This window comes from Pseudomonas sp. B6001, from assembly GCF_013386015.1.
Taxonomy (GTDB): domain Bacteria; phylum Pseudomonadota; class Gammaproteobacteria; order Pseudomonadales; family Pseudomonadaceae; genus Aquipseudomonas.
Genome location: NZ_JACAOX010000009.1, coordinates 312,725 through 328,637 on the forward strand (window position 1 = coordinate 312,725; position 15,913 = coordinate 328,637).

A 15,913-nucleotide genomic window follows, 5' to 3' on the forward strand; every position below is an offset into this window, starting at 1 on the left:
AGGGCATGACCGCTAGCATCCACGACATAGCCGACCAGCGCCCGCACCTGATGGTGGTAGCCAATGATGGTGCCCACGTAATCCCGCACGCACTGGTTCAATCTGTGATCGCCGGCGACAAGCCTTCCTCGATCCTGACTGAGCTGGTGGTGAAGCGGATCATTGAAGAGTGGCTGCAGCAGGTGACCGCATGACGACCATTGCCTACAAAGACGGCGTGATCGCCTATGACGGCCGCCAGACCCGGAACGACCGCATCGTTTCCGACAGCGCGGCAAAGTGTCAGGTGGTAGATGGCGTCAGCTTCTTCCTGTCGGGGACTGTATGCGACGAGAAGGCTTTGATCGCTGCCTACTTCGGCACCTCATCGCCAGTTCCTGTTGAGTGCTCAGGTTATGCCGTTGACGGTGGCAAGCTGATGATGATCGGCCACGACGACACGACCGGCATATGGAAACAGGATCTCGACCCGGCGAACCCGGATGCCATGGGCAGTGGGGCGCAGTACGCCCTGGCCGCAATGGATATGGGCGCAAGTGCAGAAGACGCAGTGCGCGCTGCCATGAAGCGAGACATCTACACCGGCGGCACTATCCGCACTGTGATCATCAACGAGGGGATGGCTGATGCAAAGACCACTGCCCCCGGCGTCACTGCTTGAGCTCTCCGACCTGAGCGACTTCGGCATCCGCCTTGTTCCTGCGCCCGAGGTGTGGGAATGGCTCCAGGCTGAGATCCTCGCCGACACCGGCAGCATTCACAACGAAGACCATGCCCACCTACTGGATGCAGACATCCGGGTCATGTGGGCGTCGTCGAGCTTCGAGAAGCAGGGCCGCACAGTCTTGGGCCAGGCCGAACAGGTAGCGTTCCGCGCCGGTGGTTGGCAGAAAGCCCGGATGGAACAACAGATGCGTGATTGGTTCGGTGATGTGCCTGCCTTCATCATCACGTTGGCTGCTGATTACTGCGCGCAGTGCAGCGACCTTGAGTTCTGCGCCCTGATCGAGCACGAGCTGTATCACCTGGCTCACTCGACCGACAAGTACGGTCAACCAGCATTTACCCAAGACGGCGCACCGAAGATCAAGCTGCAGGGCCACGACGTCGAAGAGTTCGTCGGCGTGGTCCGCCGCTATGGTGCGAGCACTGACGTTCAAGCATTGGTGGATGCAGCAAACAGTCCTACTGAGGTGGGGAAATTGAACATTGCGAGGGCCTGCGGAACCTGTCTGCTCAGATCGGCCTGACCCCTGACAGACCTAAGACGGAATTTACCCTATGGCAGCCCTGAGCAGTGAGGTGAAAGGCTTCATGGTTCAGGCCTTGGCGTGCTTCGACACACCGTCCCAAGTTGCAGCAGCCGTCCGAGAAGAATTCGGCATTGAGGTGACACGTCAGCAGTGCGAGGCCCAAGACCCGACCAAGCGCGCCGGGAGAGACCTGGCAAAGAAATGGGTGACCCTGTTCCACGATACCCGCAAGCGGTTCCGCGAAGAGACGGCTGACATCCCGATCGCCAACCGCGCCTTCCGCCTCCGCGCCATGAACCGCTTTGTGGAGAAGGCCGAGACGATGAAGAACATCGGCTTGGCCATGCAGATCCTCGAACAGGCCGCGAAAGAAACCGGTGACATCTACGTCAACCGGGCACGGAAAGAAGAGGCTGGCGATGAACCGGTGATCCCGACCCGCATTCAGGTCGACGTGGTGGATGCGAGGAAGCCGAATGCCGAGCCTTAACGTTCCGCAGGCTCAGTTCCTCACACTGCCCCACAAGTTTCGTGCGTTCGTTGCCGGGTTCGGCTCGGGCAAGACCTGGGTGGGCTGCTCGGCACTGAGCAAGCACTTCATGGAGTGGCCCGGCGTCAACGCTGGCTACTTCGCACCGACCTACCCGCAAATCCGGGACATCTTCTATCCGACCATGGATGAGGTGGCCTACGACTGGGGGCTGAAGACCAAGATCAACCAGGCGAACCACGAAGTTCACATCTACAGCGGCCGGCAGTACCGCGGCACTGTGATTTGCCGTTCGATGGAGAAGCCGCAGACGATTGTCGGCTTCAAGATTGGCCATGCCCTGGTGGATGAGCTGGACGTGCTTACTGCCGTCAAGGCGCAGCAGGCTTGGCGCAAGATCATTGCCCGGATGCGTTACAACTTGCCCGGGCTGAAGAACGGGGTGGATGTCACCACGACGCCGGAAGGCTTCAAGTTCGTCTTCCTGCAGTTCGTGAAGCAGCTGCGCGACAAGCCGTCGCTCAAGGAGATGTACGGCCTGGTGCAGGCCAGCACCTTCGACAACGAGCTCAATCTTCCGGATGACTACATCGCTTCCCTGATGGAGTCGTATCCGCCGCAGCTGATCATGGCGTACCTCAAAGGCCAGTTCGTCAACCTGACGTCCGGCACGATCTACACCGCCTACGACCGTAAGCTCAACGGATGCTTCGACACCGTGCAGCCTGGTGAGCCATTGTTCATCGGGATGGACTTCAACGTCGGCAAGATGGCGGCGATTACCCATGTTAAGCGCGACCAGGGGTTGCCCAGGGCCGTGGATGAGTTGATCGACGGCTACGACACGCCCGACATGATCCGCCGCATCAAAGAGCGCTACTGGCAGCACGACGGCAACGACTTCAAGAAGACGTGCGAGATCAGGATCTACCCGGATGCCTCGGGCGATTCGCGCAAGTCTGTGAACGCCAGTATCACCGACCTGGCCATGCTCAAGCAGGCCGGGTTCGCGGTCATAGCTCCAGCAGCAAACCCGCCGGTGAAGGACCGAATCAACGCAATGAACGCCGTCTTCTGCAATGCGCAGGGCGAGCGCCGCTACCTGATCAACTCGTTTACTTGCCCGACCTACGCCGATGGCCTGGAGCAGCAGGTGTGGGGCTCGAACGGGGAGCCAGACAAGACCGCTGGCATCGATCACGCAAACGACGCCGGCGGCTACTTCATCCACCGCGAGTACCCGATCATCAAACCGGTCACCGCTATCAAAATGGGATACGCCCGATGAGCAACGACGTCTCCTTCAAGCGGGCGGAATACACTGCAGTGCTAGACCGGTGGGCGACGGTTCGCGACGTTTGCGCGGGCCAGCACCGAGTAGTCGGCCGGCTGCCGTACATCAATGCGCACGACAAATCTCCGGAGAACGAAGACCGAAACCGGGCCTACCGCGAGCGGGCAGTGTTCAAGAACGCCACCGGGCACACCCGTAACGGGCTGCTGGGCCTGGCCTTCCACAAAGACCCGACGCTGACTGTCCCGAAGAAGCTGGAATACCTGCAGGACAACGCCAACGGCTCCGGAGTGAGCATTTACCAGCACTCCCAAGGCACGCTTGAAAAGGTGCTGGAGGCTGGCCGACACGGCCTGTACGTCGACTACCACCAAGACGATGGTATCGGCGGGCATTCGGTGATCTTGTCCTACTGCGCTGAAGACATCATCAACTGGCGTACAGGCATGGTGAACGGTCATAGCGTGCTGACGCTGGTGGTCCTGCGCGAGTCTCCGGAGATTCCTGACGGTTTCGGCTACAAGACAGCTGAGCAGTACCGGGAACTGGCGCTTGAGGATGACGGCTTTGTTTGCCGCGTCTGGCGGCGGTCTGGGCCGAAAGGTGGCGGGCCACTGGCAGTCATTGACGAGTTCAAGCCCGAAGGCGTAACCGGTCGCCTCAAGGAGATACCGTTCACCTTCGTCGGGGCGCAGAACAACGATTCAAGCATCGACGAGTCGCCGCTATACGACATCGCCATGATCAACCTGGGCCATTACCGTAACAGTGCCGATTACGAAGACAGCGTTTTCTGGTGTGGGCAGGCTCAGCCGTGGATTTCTGGATTGGACGAGCAGTGGGTAAAGCTGCTGGAGACAAAAGGGGTCTATGTCGGGTCACGCGCACCAATGCTCCTCCCAGCGGGCGGCGCCTTCGGTTACGCACAGCCGGCGCCGAACACCTTGGTCAAAGAGGCCATGGCCGACAAGAACCAGATGATGATCGAACTGGGTGCCCGGATGGTGGTGGCTTCACTGGCCGCCAAGACCGCTACGGAGTCCCGCGGCGATCAATCGGCATCTACCTCTGTGCTGGCTGGCTGCGTGGCAAACGTCAGCGAGGCATACACCCGGGCAATCATGTGGTGCTGCGCCTATATGGGCATCGCTGACAAGAAGGTCGCCTACCAAGTGAATCAGGAGTTCGTCGAGCTGACGGCTGATCCGCAGATGATCACGGCTTTGGTTGGCTTGTGGCAGCAACGCGGCTTTGCCAAAGCAGACCTTCGGGCCTACCTGCGCAAGCTGGGGTTGATCGCGCCAGAGCGTACTGATCTGCAAATCGACGGTGAACTAGAAGAGCAGGGCGACGGCCTGGGCCTGGATGACGAGGACAAACCAAATGGCGGTAAATCCGGCAGTACTTGATGCCACGATCCGGCACGCGGTCTTCCTCGAAAAGCTTAAGGCAGGGGAGGTCGGCAAATTTGCTCCTTTCCTTAAGGAGATTGACCGTTCGATCCGTGACCGGCTCACGCAGTCGGACCTGACCGAGTGCAACGTCAAGCGCCTGGAAGCGCTGCTGAAGGAGGTAGACAGTCTGTTGCTGGGCATCTTCGACCGCTACAGCGCGCAACTGAACCTGGACTTAGTGGATATCGCCAACTACGAGGCTGAGTTCGAAGCGACCACCATCGCCAGGTCGGCGCCGGTTGGTGTGTCGCTGGACGTGGTCGCGCCGACGGCTGCTGCAATTCGGACCGCAGTGCTGACAAACCCACTCAGCGTGCGTGGTACCGGCGGCGGGAAGCTGCTGAAGGCGTTCATCAAGGGGTGGACCGGCGCCGAGCGCGAGCGCGTCACCGGCACCATCCGGAAGGGCTTCTTCGAAGGGCAGACGAACTTTCAGATCATTCGCAACATTCGCGGTACCAAGGCGGCAGGGTACAAAGACGGCATCCTGGCCACCACCAACCGTAATGCCAGCACGGTCGTTCACACCGCGATTCAGCACGTGTCGTCCCAGGCGCGCATGGAGGTCGCGAAGGCCAACACGGATATCGTGCAAGAGATCCAGATGGTGGCCACGCTGGATAGCAAGACCAGCCAGTTGTGCCGCTCGATGGACAAACGCAAGTTTCCGGTAGATTCCGGCCCAAGGCCGCCATTCCACCCGAACTGCCGAACCACGTTCATCCTGCTGACCAAGCTCAGCGCGATGTTCGCCAAGGGCGCTACGCGGGCCTCGGTGGGCGCAGACGGCGGCCAGCAGGTGAGTGCCGATCTCGATTATTACCACTGGCTCCAGCAGCAGCCTGCTTCGTTCCAAGACGTCGCCATCGGTCCTGTCCGGGCCAAGCTGTTCAGGGAGGGCGGGTTGACCGTCGAGCGCTTCGCCGAGCTGCAGCTTGATCGCAACTTCTCGCCGCTGACGCTGGTGCAGATGAAAGGGCTTGAACCGCTGGCATTCGAGCGTGCAAACATCAACTGAGCCGTCGTTTAGATCTCAAGGTTGTCGATTGCTTACTACTACGAATGGATTCCCAGCAGGATCTTTGCCCTGAAGTACGATCCGTTTTTGCTCCTGCGAAACGATTTTTAACTCGTCTGAGCTACCAGGCAAATAGTGTTCATTCAAATCAGGTAAAGAGATACCGGTTAGTTTTTCCAGTAAGGGAATCGGAAGGTCAATATCGCCGCTCTTGTATCTTCCGGGCTCTGTGCGTAATCCAGTCAATGTGAAGGTAAGAAATTCCTTGCTAGCCGTCCAAGTGCCGACGCCGCGCGCTAGCACGACTGAAGTAAAAGGCCCGCCAGCGGTATTGCCGGAGAATTCAAATGTCCCATTCAAGTTGTATTTACCGTTTCGAAAGTATTCGGTGACACCATTGAAGGTAAACGTCCCTCCTGGAACTGGATATTGATATTTGCTCTCCCAGCGCCCCAGGAATGCTGGATTCAGCTCGGGACCTGAGGGGTAAATGACTCCGTAAACTGTTGCAATACCCGCGAGGAGAGTGATCAGACCCATTGCTCTGACGTAACCCTTACGAGTGTATTGTTTAATCGTTTCTAGGTTCATTTTGTGAGAACTACTCCATTAGTTGTTTGGACAGATTGACATCATTCTACCCAGTTCAGTACACGCAGCGACACCAAACCATCTTTCTCCCAAGCCTCGCATTCGCGGGGTTTTTTTTGCCTGCAAAGCGGGCGGTTCATACCCAAGGGGTGCATCAACATGGCAGAAGAAAACGAAATCGACCTGGAAAACCCGGCAATCAAGGCCGCTATCGCGACTGCCGTTGAAGCATCTGTGTCTGGTCTCAAAACCAAGAACTCGGAACTGCTGGGCAAGCTGAAGGAAACCTCCGGCAAGCTGACCCAGTTCGAAACACAGTTTGAAGGCATCGACATTGAAGCCGTCAAAGGACTGCTCAACCGCGCCGGGCAGGACGAAGAAACTAAGCTGCTGACCGAGGGCAAGGTGGACGAAGTCTTCAACCGCCGGACCGAGCGCCTGCGTGGCGACTACGACAAGCAGTTGAAGACCATCAGCGAGCGAGCTGAGAAGGCCGAATCCTTCGCGGCCAAGTTCCAGGGCAAAGTCCTGGGCGATTCGGTACGCGGCGCAGCGCTGAAGGCCGGTGCTCTGCCGGAAGCAACCGACGACATCATCCTGCGCGCTAAAGGCGTGTTTACCCTTAACGAAGATGGCGATGCAGTCGCCGTTGATGAATCCGGCCAGGTCATCCTCGGCAAAGACGGCAAAACCCCTCTGACTCCTCTCGAATGGGCGGAATCTCTGCGCGAAAGCGCACCTCATCTGTGGCCAAGGGCTTCAGGGACATTTGCCCCGGGCGGGGGTGGCGGCAAGGCTGCATTCAAGCGCTCCGAAATGACCTCCGAGCAGAAGCGCGACTTTCAGCGCAAGCACGGCCAAACCGCATACCTCGCATTGCCCAAGTAAGGGGATTGACTCATGGCTACAACCGTTAACAGCGACCTGATCATCTACAACGATGAGGCGCAAACCGCATACCTGGAACGTGTTCAGGACAACCTGGATGTGTTTAACGCATCGTCCAACGGCGCAATGGTGCTGGACAACGAGCTGATCGAAGGCGACTTCCGCAAACGCGCGCTCTACAAGCTGAACGGCTCTCTGGAACACCGCGATGTTAACTCTGACGGCAAGGTAACTGCCAAGAAGATCAGCGCCGGCGAAGCTGTTGGCGTCAAAGCGCCTTGGAAGTACGGCCCGTACCAGACCACCGAAGAGGCGTTCAAGCGCCGCGGTCGTCCGGTCGAGGAGTTCTCCCAGATCGTCGGCGCCGACGTTGCTGACGCGACCCTGGAAGGCTTCATCCAGTACGCAACCGCTGGCCTGCGTGCCGCCATTGGCTCCAACGCTGACATGGTGGTTTCGGCCAACATCGAAACCGATGGCAAGAAGACGCTGACTCGCGGTATGCGCAAGTTCGGCGACAAGTTCGGCCGTATTGCTCTGTGGGTCATGCACTCCAGCGCCTACTTCGACATCGTCGACGAAGCCATCACCAACAAGATCTACGAAGAAGCTGGTGTCGTGATCTACGGCGGCCTACCAGGCACCCTGGGCAAGCCGGTACTGGTGACCGATACCGCGCCGGCGGACGTGATCTTCGGCCTGCTGCCAAACGCCGTGACTATCACCGAGTCGCAGGCCCCGGGCTTCCGTTCCTACGAAGTCAACGACGAAGAGAACTTGAGCATCGGCTACCGCGCTGAAGGCACCGTGAATATCGACGTGCTGGGTTACAGCTGGAAAGCCACCACTGGTGGTTCCAACCCGACCTTGGCTGCCGTCGGCTCCGCTGCCAACTGGGTCAAGCACGCGGGCAGCAACAAGGTCACTGCCGGCGTGATGATCACGCTGACCGCAACGCCTCCGGTCACTGGCGGTTAAGGCTCAAACTCAACGCGCGGTCAGCAATGGCCGCCTTGGAGAAACACATGGAACTGACTTACAGCAACCAGCTGAGCGGCTTCGACCCGGAGAAGCGTTACCGCAATCCGGAACACTTCGATAAGCCCGAAGCGGGTGTGACCAGCGTGCTGGTGATTGGCGATTGGCCGAGCGTGGTCAATGCGTACGAAGCAGCCGGCATCGATGTGTCGGTGAAGGAAGCCAAGCGGGCGCAGATTGTTGGTGCGGGCAACCAAGCCGAACTGGAAAAGGTGATCACGGCTTTGCGTGCTGAGCATGGATCGATCCTGATCCTTGTTGACGGCCTGGAAGCTGGCGAAATCCATCGTCCAGAGTCCGGCGACCTGGCGTTGCGCTTGTTTGACTTGCTGGGCACCGCCCATGCTTCGGTTGATGAGTTGACCACTGAACGTGACGGCCTGGCCTTAACTGTCGACGCACTGCGTGGCGAGGTTGAAGCGCTGAAGAAGTCTGCCCTCACGCCGCCGGCTGACGAGGCCAGTGATATCGCGGCTCTGAAAGCAAAGCTCGATGAAGCCAAGGTCCAGTATCGGGCCAACGCCTCGAAAGAATCCCTGGAAAAGCTCGTCGCTGAGCTGACCAAGGAGTAATACTGCTGGCTGTCGGTGATCCGGCGGCCAATCTTCAAACCATTCCAGCGAGTTGACGCATGACACTCATCATCGAGGACGGCACCGGCAAGCCTGACGCCGAAAGCTACGCGAGCGCCGAGGACCTGGCCATGTATGCCGTGAGGTTCGGCACGGTCATCCCCGCAGGTGTTCCTGAGCAGGAAGCGTTGCTGCGCCGGGCCGCCTTGGCGATGGATGGCATGGTCTGGAAGGGGCGCAAGACCAGTAGCGAGCAGGGACTGTCCTGGCCGCGCCGGGAGGTACTGCTGGATCACGAGATCAAGCCGAACAACTACCTGCCAGCGCGTATTCAGTACGGTCAAATGGCCCTGGCCGCCGAGATCCACCAAGACGATATCGACCCGGTGGAGAAGCGCAAAGGCGCCGTGCTGCTGGATCGTGTTGAAGGTGCGGTGACGCGGCAGTATGCGGCTATCCCGTCCACCAGCAACCGACTGTTGCCGGCGGCGCCGGATCGGCCGAGCGCTACGCAGTTTGCCGACTACCTACAAAAACGGGGGTTGTTTGCGGTAAGAGCGTGATGGTAGCGTTGTTGTTCGACAAGAAACAGGAGGCGTAGGAATGACCCCCAGTGCTGATGAAAAGCGTGAATTTTGGACTCGGGCATATCTTGCCGCTCTCTCCGGAATGGCGGGAAACGTTAATGATCCGGAAGCGGCAAAACGAGCGGTTACGATAGCTGATGAAGCGTTAAAAACCTTTATTCAAAAAATGCTCAGTTTCTAAGCGAAAGCCCAGCCATCGAGTTGGGCTTTTCACATCTGGAGCCACCATGGCCTTCTACGACGAAATGGCCGTGATGGCTCTGGAGATGATCACAGAGTTCGGCCAGCCCGTGACCATCAGCAAGACTCAGCCGGGCGAGTACGACCCGGAGACGGGCGGGGAAGCGCCTGGCGCAACCATCGAGCAGATCGCCCAAGGCATCCTGCTCGACTTCTCCGGCTTGGAATTCCAGAACAACAGCCTCATCAGGCAGGGCGACAAGAAACTCAAGATTGCTGCCCAGGGTTTGGCCTGGGTGCCGGGCTTGCTGGATAAGGTGGTTGCCCAAGGCCGTGCCTGGTCAATTGTTCCTCCGCTGAAGGAGGTCAACCCAGCCGGGACGCCAATCCTGTATGAGCTGCAGGTGCGGTCATGACGAACAAGTACGCGAGGATGAACGGTAGCTTCGCCGAGAACATCCGTGACTTCGCCGAGCGCGCCCAGGCCGGTATCGACGCGACCATCCGCGAGATTGTTATCGAGATCGGCAGCAGCGTCATCCGCATGTCGCCCGTGGGCAATCCAGAGATATGGGCGGCGAACGTTGCGCACCGCCAGGCGAACACCCGGGCCGCCGATGACTATGACTTCAAGGTCGCGGTCCGCAATACGATCATCAATCTCAACGAATCGAACTTCACCAAAGCAGGCAAGCTGCGGCGCGGTTTGAAGTACGCCAAGCCCCTCACCAAGACCGAGCGCGACCAGAACTTCAACGTGAACGGTTTGGTGGCAGGCAAGGGCTACGTCGGCGGGCGGTTTCGCGGGAACTGGCAGTTTTCGATTGATACGCCGGCCGAGGGAATGCTTGATCAGATCGATGTCAGCGGTAACGTCAGCATCGCCGTGCTCAAGGCACAGGTTCAAACCCTGACCGCGGGGCAGACGGCCTACATCGTGAATAACCTGCCCTACGGAATCCCGCTTGAGTATGGGCATAGCAAGCAAGCGCCTCACGGGATGATTCGGGTCACGTTGTCTCAGTTCCAGAAAACTGTCGATGACGCCATCAGGAATAACCAAGTATGAGTCACGCCATCATCGCATCGATCTATGAGGCCAAGTTACTTGCCTGGAGCAGGGCGCGTGCGGAGCCCATCAAGGTCGTGTTCGAAAACACTCAGTATGACCCGGCGGACGGCGAGACCTATCTGCGGGCCTTCATGCTCCCAGGCGATACAGCCAGCAGCACGCTCGCCGGCGACCATCGAGCATTCATCGGCGTTTACCAGATCAGCATTGTGGCCCCGGCCGGTACCGGCAAGACCAAGACGAACCCACTTGTGGCTGAGTTGACCACGCTATTCCCGCTTTATGCGCGAGACACAAAGGCAGGCCTCACCGTCGTTACGATGTCGCCAGTTGATCCTGGCCCAGGCATCACAGACCCGCCGACTTACACGGTGCCGGTGTCGTTCGAATACCGAGCCGACACCGCCTGATCCTAGACGGTAGAATCCATTCATGAATTGGTTTGGGAATACCTGCGATGGACGAAATCAGGAAGCAGCGACTTCAATATCTAAGTGAGTGGGTAGAGGATCACTGCTATAGGAATCGCGAAGAAATCGCTTTGAGCGAGCGGTGCCTATGCGTCGGATGCGGTCTCTGGCTCGTGCCAACTGACATTCTTAAGTGGTACGAGGATAAGCATGCCTGCTGCCCAAGCTGTGGCCTTACCGGTGTGGTCGTAGGCTCGAAATCCGGTATCCCTTTGGACGAGGTCCGAAGCAATATGGAAGTCAATTAGCAACAAACACATTTAGCCCGGTGGGCAAACCCCGAAACCCGCCTCCGTGCGGGTTTTGTCATTTCTGAAAAGAGGAAACACCCATGGCCGGCATCCAAATGCCCAACGGCGCCACCCTTGAGATCGCAGCTGCTTACGGCCCGGCGATCCCATTTACCGCTTTGACGAATGCCAATCCAGCTGTTGCAACCGCTGCGGCGCACGGTCTGGCTGAGGGCGACGTCATCGCTGTCAATTCTGGCTGGACTCGCCTCGATGGTCGCGGCGTTCGAGTCGGTGAGATTGCCAGCGGCACTTTTGCGCTGGAAAACGTCAACACCACCAGTGTTCAGCAATACCCTGCCGGCTCCGGCATCGGCTCTGTCCGCGAAGTGACTGGCTTCACCGAGATCTCGCAGATTACTGAGATGAATTCCAGTGGTGGTGATCAGCAGTTCCTGACTTTCGGCTTCCTGGCTGACGATGACGATCGCCAAATGCCGACCACAAAGAACCCAATCACGCTGACCTTCACCGTCGCCGACGATCCGTCCAAGCCATATGTGGCCGTATGTGAGGCGGCGGACGATGATAAGCAGGCTCGTTTGCTCCGACTCAACCTTCCTGGCGGCAGCAGCATCATCTACAACGGCTACGTGTCGATCACCTCGACGCCGACCATGTCCCGTAACAACCTGATGACCCGTGTGATCAGTCTGGCGCTGACTGGTCGCCCAGCCCGTTACGCGGCTGCGGTGTAACCCATGGCCAAGTTCAAATTGATCCAGAAGCCGACCTTCAAGGCGCCGGTGATGATCCAGCGGGCCGGGTACAACGCCGAAAAGGTGGAGTTCGAGTTCAAGTACCTGGACCGTACCGCGCTTGCTGAGCTGTACACCGGCTGGAACGAGCGGCACGGCGAATTGAGCAAGCAGCTCGGCGACATGGACCTCAAAGCTTTCACCGCCGCCCAGATTGCCCTGCAGGCCGACCAACTGCTGGACGTGGTCGTCGGCTGGGATATTGAAGAAAAGTTCACGCCCGAAAACGTGCGCATCCTCGTGAATTCGATCAACTCGGCGCCGAAGGCAGTGCTGAACGCGTACGCCGAAGCCTTTAGCGAGGCCCGCTTGGGAAACTCCTAAGCGCCTCGCGCGCGCTGTATGAGCCAGGGCCATCAGACGCTGATCTGATGGCCTTTGGCTTATCGCGTCAGGACATACCCGACAAGGAAGTCGGTATCTGGCCCGACAATTGGGATGTTTTCAGAGTCTTCGAGGCCATGAGCACCCAGTGGCGTACAGGCGCGTACGGCGCTACCGGCATGGACTACGGCGTTCTCTCCGGGGTCATTCGGATGTGTGGCGTACCGATCAGCCAGCGACAAACCATTTTCAGCGACTTCCGGCGGATGGAGGCTGAAGCCCTGCAGGTGATGGCGGAACAGAGAGAAAACAAATGAGCACCAATTTCGCTTCCCTGGGTATTGCTGTCGAGTCGTCGCAGGCCGCAAAGGCTGCTGATGATCTTGATAAGCTGGTCGATTCGGCTGAAGACGCCCAAAAGGCCATTGATGACCTCGGCAAAACAGGCGAAGGGCTGGCCAACACCGGCAAAAAGGTTTCCCAGGCAGAAGCGGACGTAGCGCAAAGCATCGATAAATCGACAGCAGCCAGGGACCGGCAAGCCGGTGCGAGTCGTAAAGCAACTGACAGCGCAGTAGCGGAAATCTCCGTCATCAGTCAGCTCGACAAGGCGATGACAGGCAACATCTCGAGCATGGAGTCGCTGGTTCAGGCTGAGGGCTTGCTAGAGCGTGCCCGCAAGGGAGGCTTGGTCACCATTGAGGAGCAGGCGAAGTACCAAGATCAACTGGGAAGGGCCTACGACAAGATTGAAAAGGCGGAAGCCAAAGAGCTGGCGCAGAAGCAAAAGCTGATCGAGGCAGAGAATCGTCAGATTGAGGCACTGAAGCGCACCGTCAACGGTATTGATCCAGTGACCGCCAAGCTGGCGAAGTTGGAGGCTCAGGAGAAGGCGCTCAATGATCTGCACAAGTCTGGTCAGATCGACGCCGAGCGTTACAACGAAGCCCTGGCAAAGATCGGCAAGGACCGAGAGGGACTGACTGAGGCCGCGGGCGCATTCGACAAGCTGAAGCTCGGCACACGCCAAGCTCAGGAAAACGTAATGCAGCTCGCCAATGCCATTCAGGCGGGTGACCTGGGCAGTGGTGCGCGCGCGATAGCTCAGCTGGGCGCTGGCGCCGGTGAATCGGCGAAAAGCCTCGCAGGGATGCTGATCCCAGCCGGCCTTTTGGTCGCTGTAATTGGGTCGCTGGGCTACGCCTACTTCGATGCGATGAAGCAGGCACGCGAGTTCAATGCCGCGATCAATGGCGGTACGAATGGGGCTGGGCAGACCATCGCCAGCCTGAAGGACATGGCCGACGGCGCCGGGCGCATCACCGGCAACCTGTCCGGGGCGCGCGAGGCTGTCGTTTCGCTTGCATCCGGAGCAGCTACCAGCGGTACGCAGATGCGTAATCTGGCTGAAGCTGCAGCGGCCGTGAGTGAAGTAACAGGGCAGGGCGCCGGCGAACTTGCCAAGTCCTTTGCCACTGCCGGCGAGACGGCCACCGAAGCGGCAGGCAAGATCAGCAGTCAGTACGGGCTGCTGACACTTGAGCAGTACCAAGTGATCAAAGGGCTGGATGATCAAGGTGAAAGTCAGCGCGCTTTGGATGTTCTCAGCGAAGATTTGAATCAGGCCGCCTTAACGCGACTGAAGACCTACCGCGAGTCGCTCTCTGACGTTGAGCGCGACTGGGACAACATCAAGAACGCCATCAAGGGCGCGTACGCGGAAGTCCGGTCGGAGATCTTTCCCGACCTGGCCAAGCAGATCGAGATCACCCAGCGCGTGCTGGACACGCGCAGGGGCGGCGGCGTCGCTGGCGCAATTTCCAATGGGCTGAGCTCGTTGAATACGGCGCTTGGCCTTGGCACTGGCGAGCACGACGACTCCACGGCCGCGCTTGAGGCAAAACTTGCTGGACTTAAAGCCAGGCAGGCGGCCAGTTCCAACCTGGCGATTACCACCGGTGAAAACACCGACGCGAACCAGAAGGCCATTGAGGCTCAGCGGGCGCTGGATGCGCAGCTCGATAACGTCAATCCTTTGGCCAATCGTCAGGCGGGCCTGAAAAAGCTCAACGATCAGTTTCGTGCGCTATATGAGAATGCCGAGAAAACCGGACAGAAATCGCCGCTACTTGATGGTGTCAGCTTCGATGGTAACAAGTTCGCCGGCGGCGCCTATGACACGCTGCTGAAGGGGCTCCAGGACAAGAATAAAGACCCGAAAGCAGCCGGCACTCAGGTCGACCTCACCAGCTTCAACAGCGCCAAGAACAACCTTGCAGCGATCGTTGATGAGTACAAAAATAGCCAGAAGCGACTGGACGCCGCGGAGAAGGCCGGACTCATTTCTCAGGCCGATTACGCGCTGAAGCGTGAAGCCCTGATCGGCAACCAGCGCGACGATGTGACCGCAGCCTATGAGGCCGAGATTGCCGCGCTGGAGGCTGTCAAAGGCAAGAAGGCGACAACGGCCGCGCAAAGCATCCAGCTGGACCAGAAGATCGCTGACGCGCGCGCAGGGATGGTCAAGGCGCAGAAAGAGGCCGACAGCCAGCTTGAGGTTTTGGCCACCAACGAGACCGGGCGCCTGGCCAAGCAGGAACGGTCGATCACCACCTACGTGCAGGCCCTGGCTCAGCAACAGCGAGCCCTGGAACTTGCCGGCCAACGCGCAGTACTCGGCGTTGGCCAGGGGGACCGCCAGAACGCACTCAACGGCGAACTGAACAGCCAGCAAGACCGGTTTGCTCAGCAGTCGCTGGAGTTGGCCAACCAGAAATCCGACCCGTCGCGCAATATGTCGGAGGAGGAGTTCAAGCGAAAATCGCAGGCGCTCTCGGATGCGAACAAAGCTGCAACTGACCAGATCCGGCAGAACTACGCGGATGTGGAGAACGCCCAGGGCGACTGGACAAAGGGCGCGACGTCTGCCTGGGCCAACTACCTGGATTCGGCGAAGAACATTGCCGGGCAGACCAAAACCCTGTTCGGCAATGCCTTCAGTTCCATGGAGGATGCGGTGGTTAATTTCGCGCTGACTGGGAAGCTGTCGTTTGCTGACTTTGCCAAATCTATCCTTGCGGACATGGTGCGGATTGCCACTCGACAAGCGAGCTCACAGCTACTCAGCAGCTTGTTTGGCGCAGGTCTGAGCTATTTCGGCGGCAGCGGCTCTGGCGGGGCAAGTCAGGCCGGGTACACGGGTACCGACCTTTCAAACTTCACCCCGGGCAGCATTCAGGCCAAGGGTGGCGCCTGGTCGGGCGGTGTGCAGATGTTCGCCGACGGCGGTGCTTTCACCAACACAATCGTCAGCAAACCAACTGCGTTCGGCATGGCCGGGGGCAAGACGGGGGTCATGGGTGAAGCGGGCGAAGAGGCAATTATGCCGCTCACCCGCACAGCCAACGGCAAGCTGGGTGTTTCTGCGGTTGGAGGCGGCGGTGGCGGGGTAAACCTCAGCCTCAACATGCCGATCATCCTGACTGACCAGGAGGCCGGCCGCCCGGACGGCGCCGAGTTCGACGCCGAAATGTTCCAGCGCAACATGGAATCGCGCACCCGGCAAATCGCAACAGAAGAGATCGCCAAGTCTTGGCGCCAAGGCGGCGTGAGCAGCCGAAACGTAAAAGGATGA

Annotated in this window: 20 protein-coding genes; 19 read left to right on the top strand and 1 reads right to left on the bottom strand. The window is 58.9% G+C overall.

The genetic code is table 11. The features are described 5' to 3' along the window. Window positions 1-5: 5 nt before the first annotated feature. From HX821_RS12505 to HX821_RS12535, 7 genes are read left to right on the top strand one after another with little or no spacing between them, the layout of a single operon-like run. On the top strand, window positions 6-194 hold the full coding sequence (locus HX821_RS12505) for a hypothetical protein (RefSeq protein WP_177023265.1): 189 nt from the start codon (window positions 6-8) through the stop codon (window positions 192-194). Then, a complete protein-coding gene (locus HX821_RS12510; RefSeq protein ID WP_177023264.1) occupies window positions 191-661 on the top strand; it encodes a proteasome subunit beta in 471 nt (156 codons plus the stop codon). The genes HX821_RS12505 and HX821_RS12510 overlap by 4 nt, the downstream gene beginning before the upstream one ends. Continuing rightward, a complete protein-coding gene (locus HX821_RS12515) occupies window positions 627-1,250 on the top strand; it encodes a putative metallopeptidase (protein ID WP_177035820.1) in 624 nt (207 codons plus the stop codon). The genes HX821_RS12510 and HX821_RS12515 overlap by 35 nt, the downstream gene beginning before the upstream one ends. Before the next feature lie 31 nt (window positions 1,251-1,281). Next, window positions 1,282-1,743, top strand: coding sequence for a DUF2280 domain-containing protein (locus HX821_RS12520; RefSeq protein WP_177023394.1), 462 nt, complete (start codon window positions 1,282-1,284; stop codon window positions 1,741-1,743). After that, on the top strand, window positions 1,730-3,031 hold the full coding sequence (locus tag HX821_RS12525) for a terminase large subunit domain-containing protein (RefSeq protein WP_177023395.1): 1,302 nt from the start codon (window positions 1,730-1,732) through the stop codon (window positions 3,029-3,031). The genes HX821_RS12520 and HX821_RS12525 overlap by 14 nt, the downstream gene beginning before the upstream one ends. Further along, entirely contained in the window at window positions 3,028-4,446 is a 1,419-nt protein-coding gene (locus tag HX821_RS12530; protein ID WP_177035821.1) for a DUF4055 domain-containing protein, read from the top strand. The genes HX821_RS12525 and HX821_RS12530 overlap by 4 nt, the downstream gene beginning before the upstream one ends. Continuing rightward, a complete protein-coding gene (locus HX821_RS12535; protein WP_177023131.1) occupies window positions 4,421-5,509 on the top strand; it encodes a minor capsid protein in 1,089 nt (362 codons plus the stop codon). The genes HX821_RS12530 and HX821_RS12535 overlap by 26 nt, the downstream gene beginning before the upstream one ends. 15 nt (window positions 5,510-5,524) lie before the next feature. Here the strand turns inward: HX821_RS12535 and HX821_RS12540 are convergent, their stop codons facing one another. Continuing rightward, window positions 5,525-6,100, bottom strand: a complete 576-nt coding sequence (locus tag HX821_RS12540; protein WP_177023130.1) for a hypothetical protein — start codon at window positions 6,098-6,100, stop codon at window positions 5,525-5,527. Window positions 6,101-6,259: 159 nt separating this feature from the next. Between HX821_RS12540 and HX821_RS12545 the strand changes: the two genes are divergently transcribed. The 12 genes from HX821_RS12545 (at window position 6,260) to HX821_RS12600 (ending at window position 15,913) form a co-directional block, all read left to right on the top strand. Continuing rightward, window positions 6,260-6,988, top strand: coding sequence for a hypothetical protein (locus tag HX821_RS12545; protein WP_145163877.1), 729 nt, complete (start codon window positions 6,260-6,262; stop codon window positions 6,986-6,988). Window positions 6,989-7,000: 12 nt separating this feature from the next. Continuing rightward, window positions 7,001-7,966 (top strand): major capsid protein, encoded by a 966-nt coding sequence (locus tag HX821_RS12550; protein WP_042572010.1) that lies wholly within the window; start codon window positions 7,001-7,003, stop codon window positions 7,964-7,966. Window positions 7,967-8,013: 47 nt separating this feature from the next. Continuing rightward, window positions 8,014-8,598 (top strand): hypothetical protein, encoded by a 585-nt coding sequence (locus tag HX821_RS12555; protein WP_177023129.1) that lies wholly within the window; start codon window positions 8,014-8,016, stop codon window positions 8,596-8,598. Window positions 8,599-8,657: 59 nt separating this feature from the next. Further along, window positions 8,658-9,161 (top strand): DnaT-like ssDNA-binding protein, encoded by a 504-nt coding sequence (locus HX821_RS12560; RefSeq protein ID WP_177023128.1) that lies wholly within the window; start codon window positions 8,658-8,660, stop codon window positions 9,159-9,161. A 40-nt stretch (window positions 9,162-9,201) separates the two neighbouring features. Beyond that, window positions 9,202-9,366: a hypothetical protein gene (locus HX821_RS12565; RefSeq protein ID WP_177023127.1), complete on the top strand. Its 165-nt coding sequence runs from the start codon at window positions 9,202-9,204 to the stop codon at window positions 9,364-9,366. A 46-nt stretch (window positions 9,367-9,412) separates the two neighbouring features. Then, a complete protein-coding gene (locus HX821_RS12570; RefSeq protein ID WP_177023126.1) occupies window positions 9,413-9,781 on the top strand; it encodes a hypothetical protein in 369 nt (122 codons plus the stop codon). Next, window positions 9,778-10,434: a hypothetical protein gene (locus tag HX821_RS12575; protein ID WP_177035822.1), complete on the top strand. Its 657-nt coding sequence runs from the start codon at window positions 9,778-9,780 to the stop codon at window positions 10,432-10,434. Before HX821_RS12570 ends, HX821_RS12575 begins: the two co-directional genes overlap by 4 nt. Continuing rightward, on the top strand, window positions 10,431-10,847 hold the full coding sequence (locus tag HX821_RS12580; protein ID WP_177023124.1) for a phage tail terminator-like protein: 417 nt from the start codon (window positions 10,431-10,433) through the stop codon (window positions 10,845-10,847). Before HX821_RS12575 ends, HX821_RS12580 begins: the two co-directional genes overlap by 4 nt. 391 nt (window positions 10,848-11,238) lie before the next feature. After that, window positions 11,239-11,895, top strand: a complete 657-nt coding sequence (locus HX821_RS12585) for a phage tail protein (RefSeq protein ID WP_177023123.1) — start codon at window positions 11,239-11,241, stop codon at window positions 11,893-11,895. A 3-nt stretch (window positions 11,896-11,898) separates the two neighbouring features. Beyond that, window positions 11,899-12,279 (top strand): phage tail assembly chaperone, encoded by a 381-nt coding sequence (locus HX821_RS12590; RefSeq protein WP_177023122.1) that lies wholly within the window; start codon window positions 11,899-11,901, stop codon window positions 12,277-12,279. Window positions 12,280-12,326: 47 nt separating this feature from the next. Next, window positions 12,327-12,596, top strand: a complete 270-nt coding sequence (locus HX821_RS12595) for a DUF1799 domain-containing protein (protein ID WP_177023121.1) — start codon at window positions 12,327-12,329, stop codon at window positions 12,594-12,596. Next, window positions 12,593-15,913 carry a phage tail tape measure protein gene (locus HX821_RS12600; RefSeq protein ID WP_177035823.1) on the top strand — a complete coding sequence of 1,107 codons (3,321 nt, stop codon included), beginning with the start codon at window positions 12,593-12,595 and terminating at the stop codon, window positions 15,911-15,913. Before HX821_RS12595 ends, HX821_RS12600 begins: the two co-directional genes overlap by 4 nt.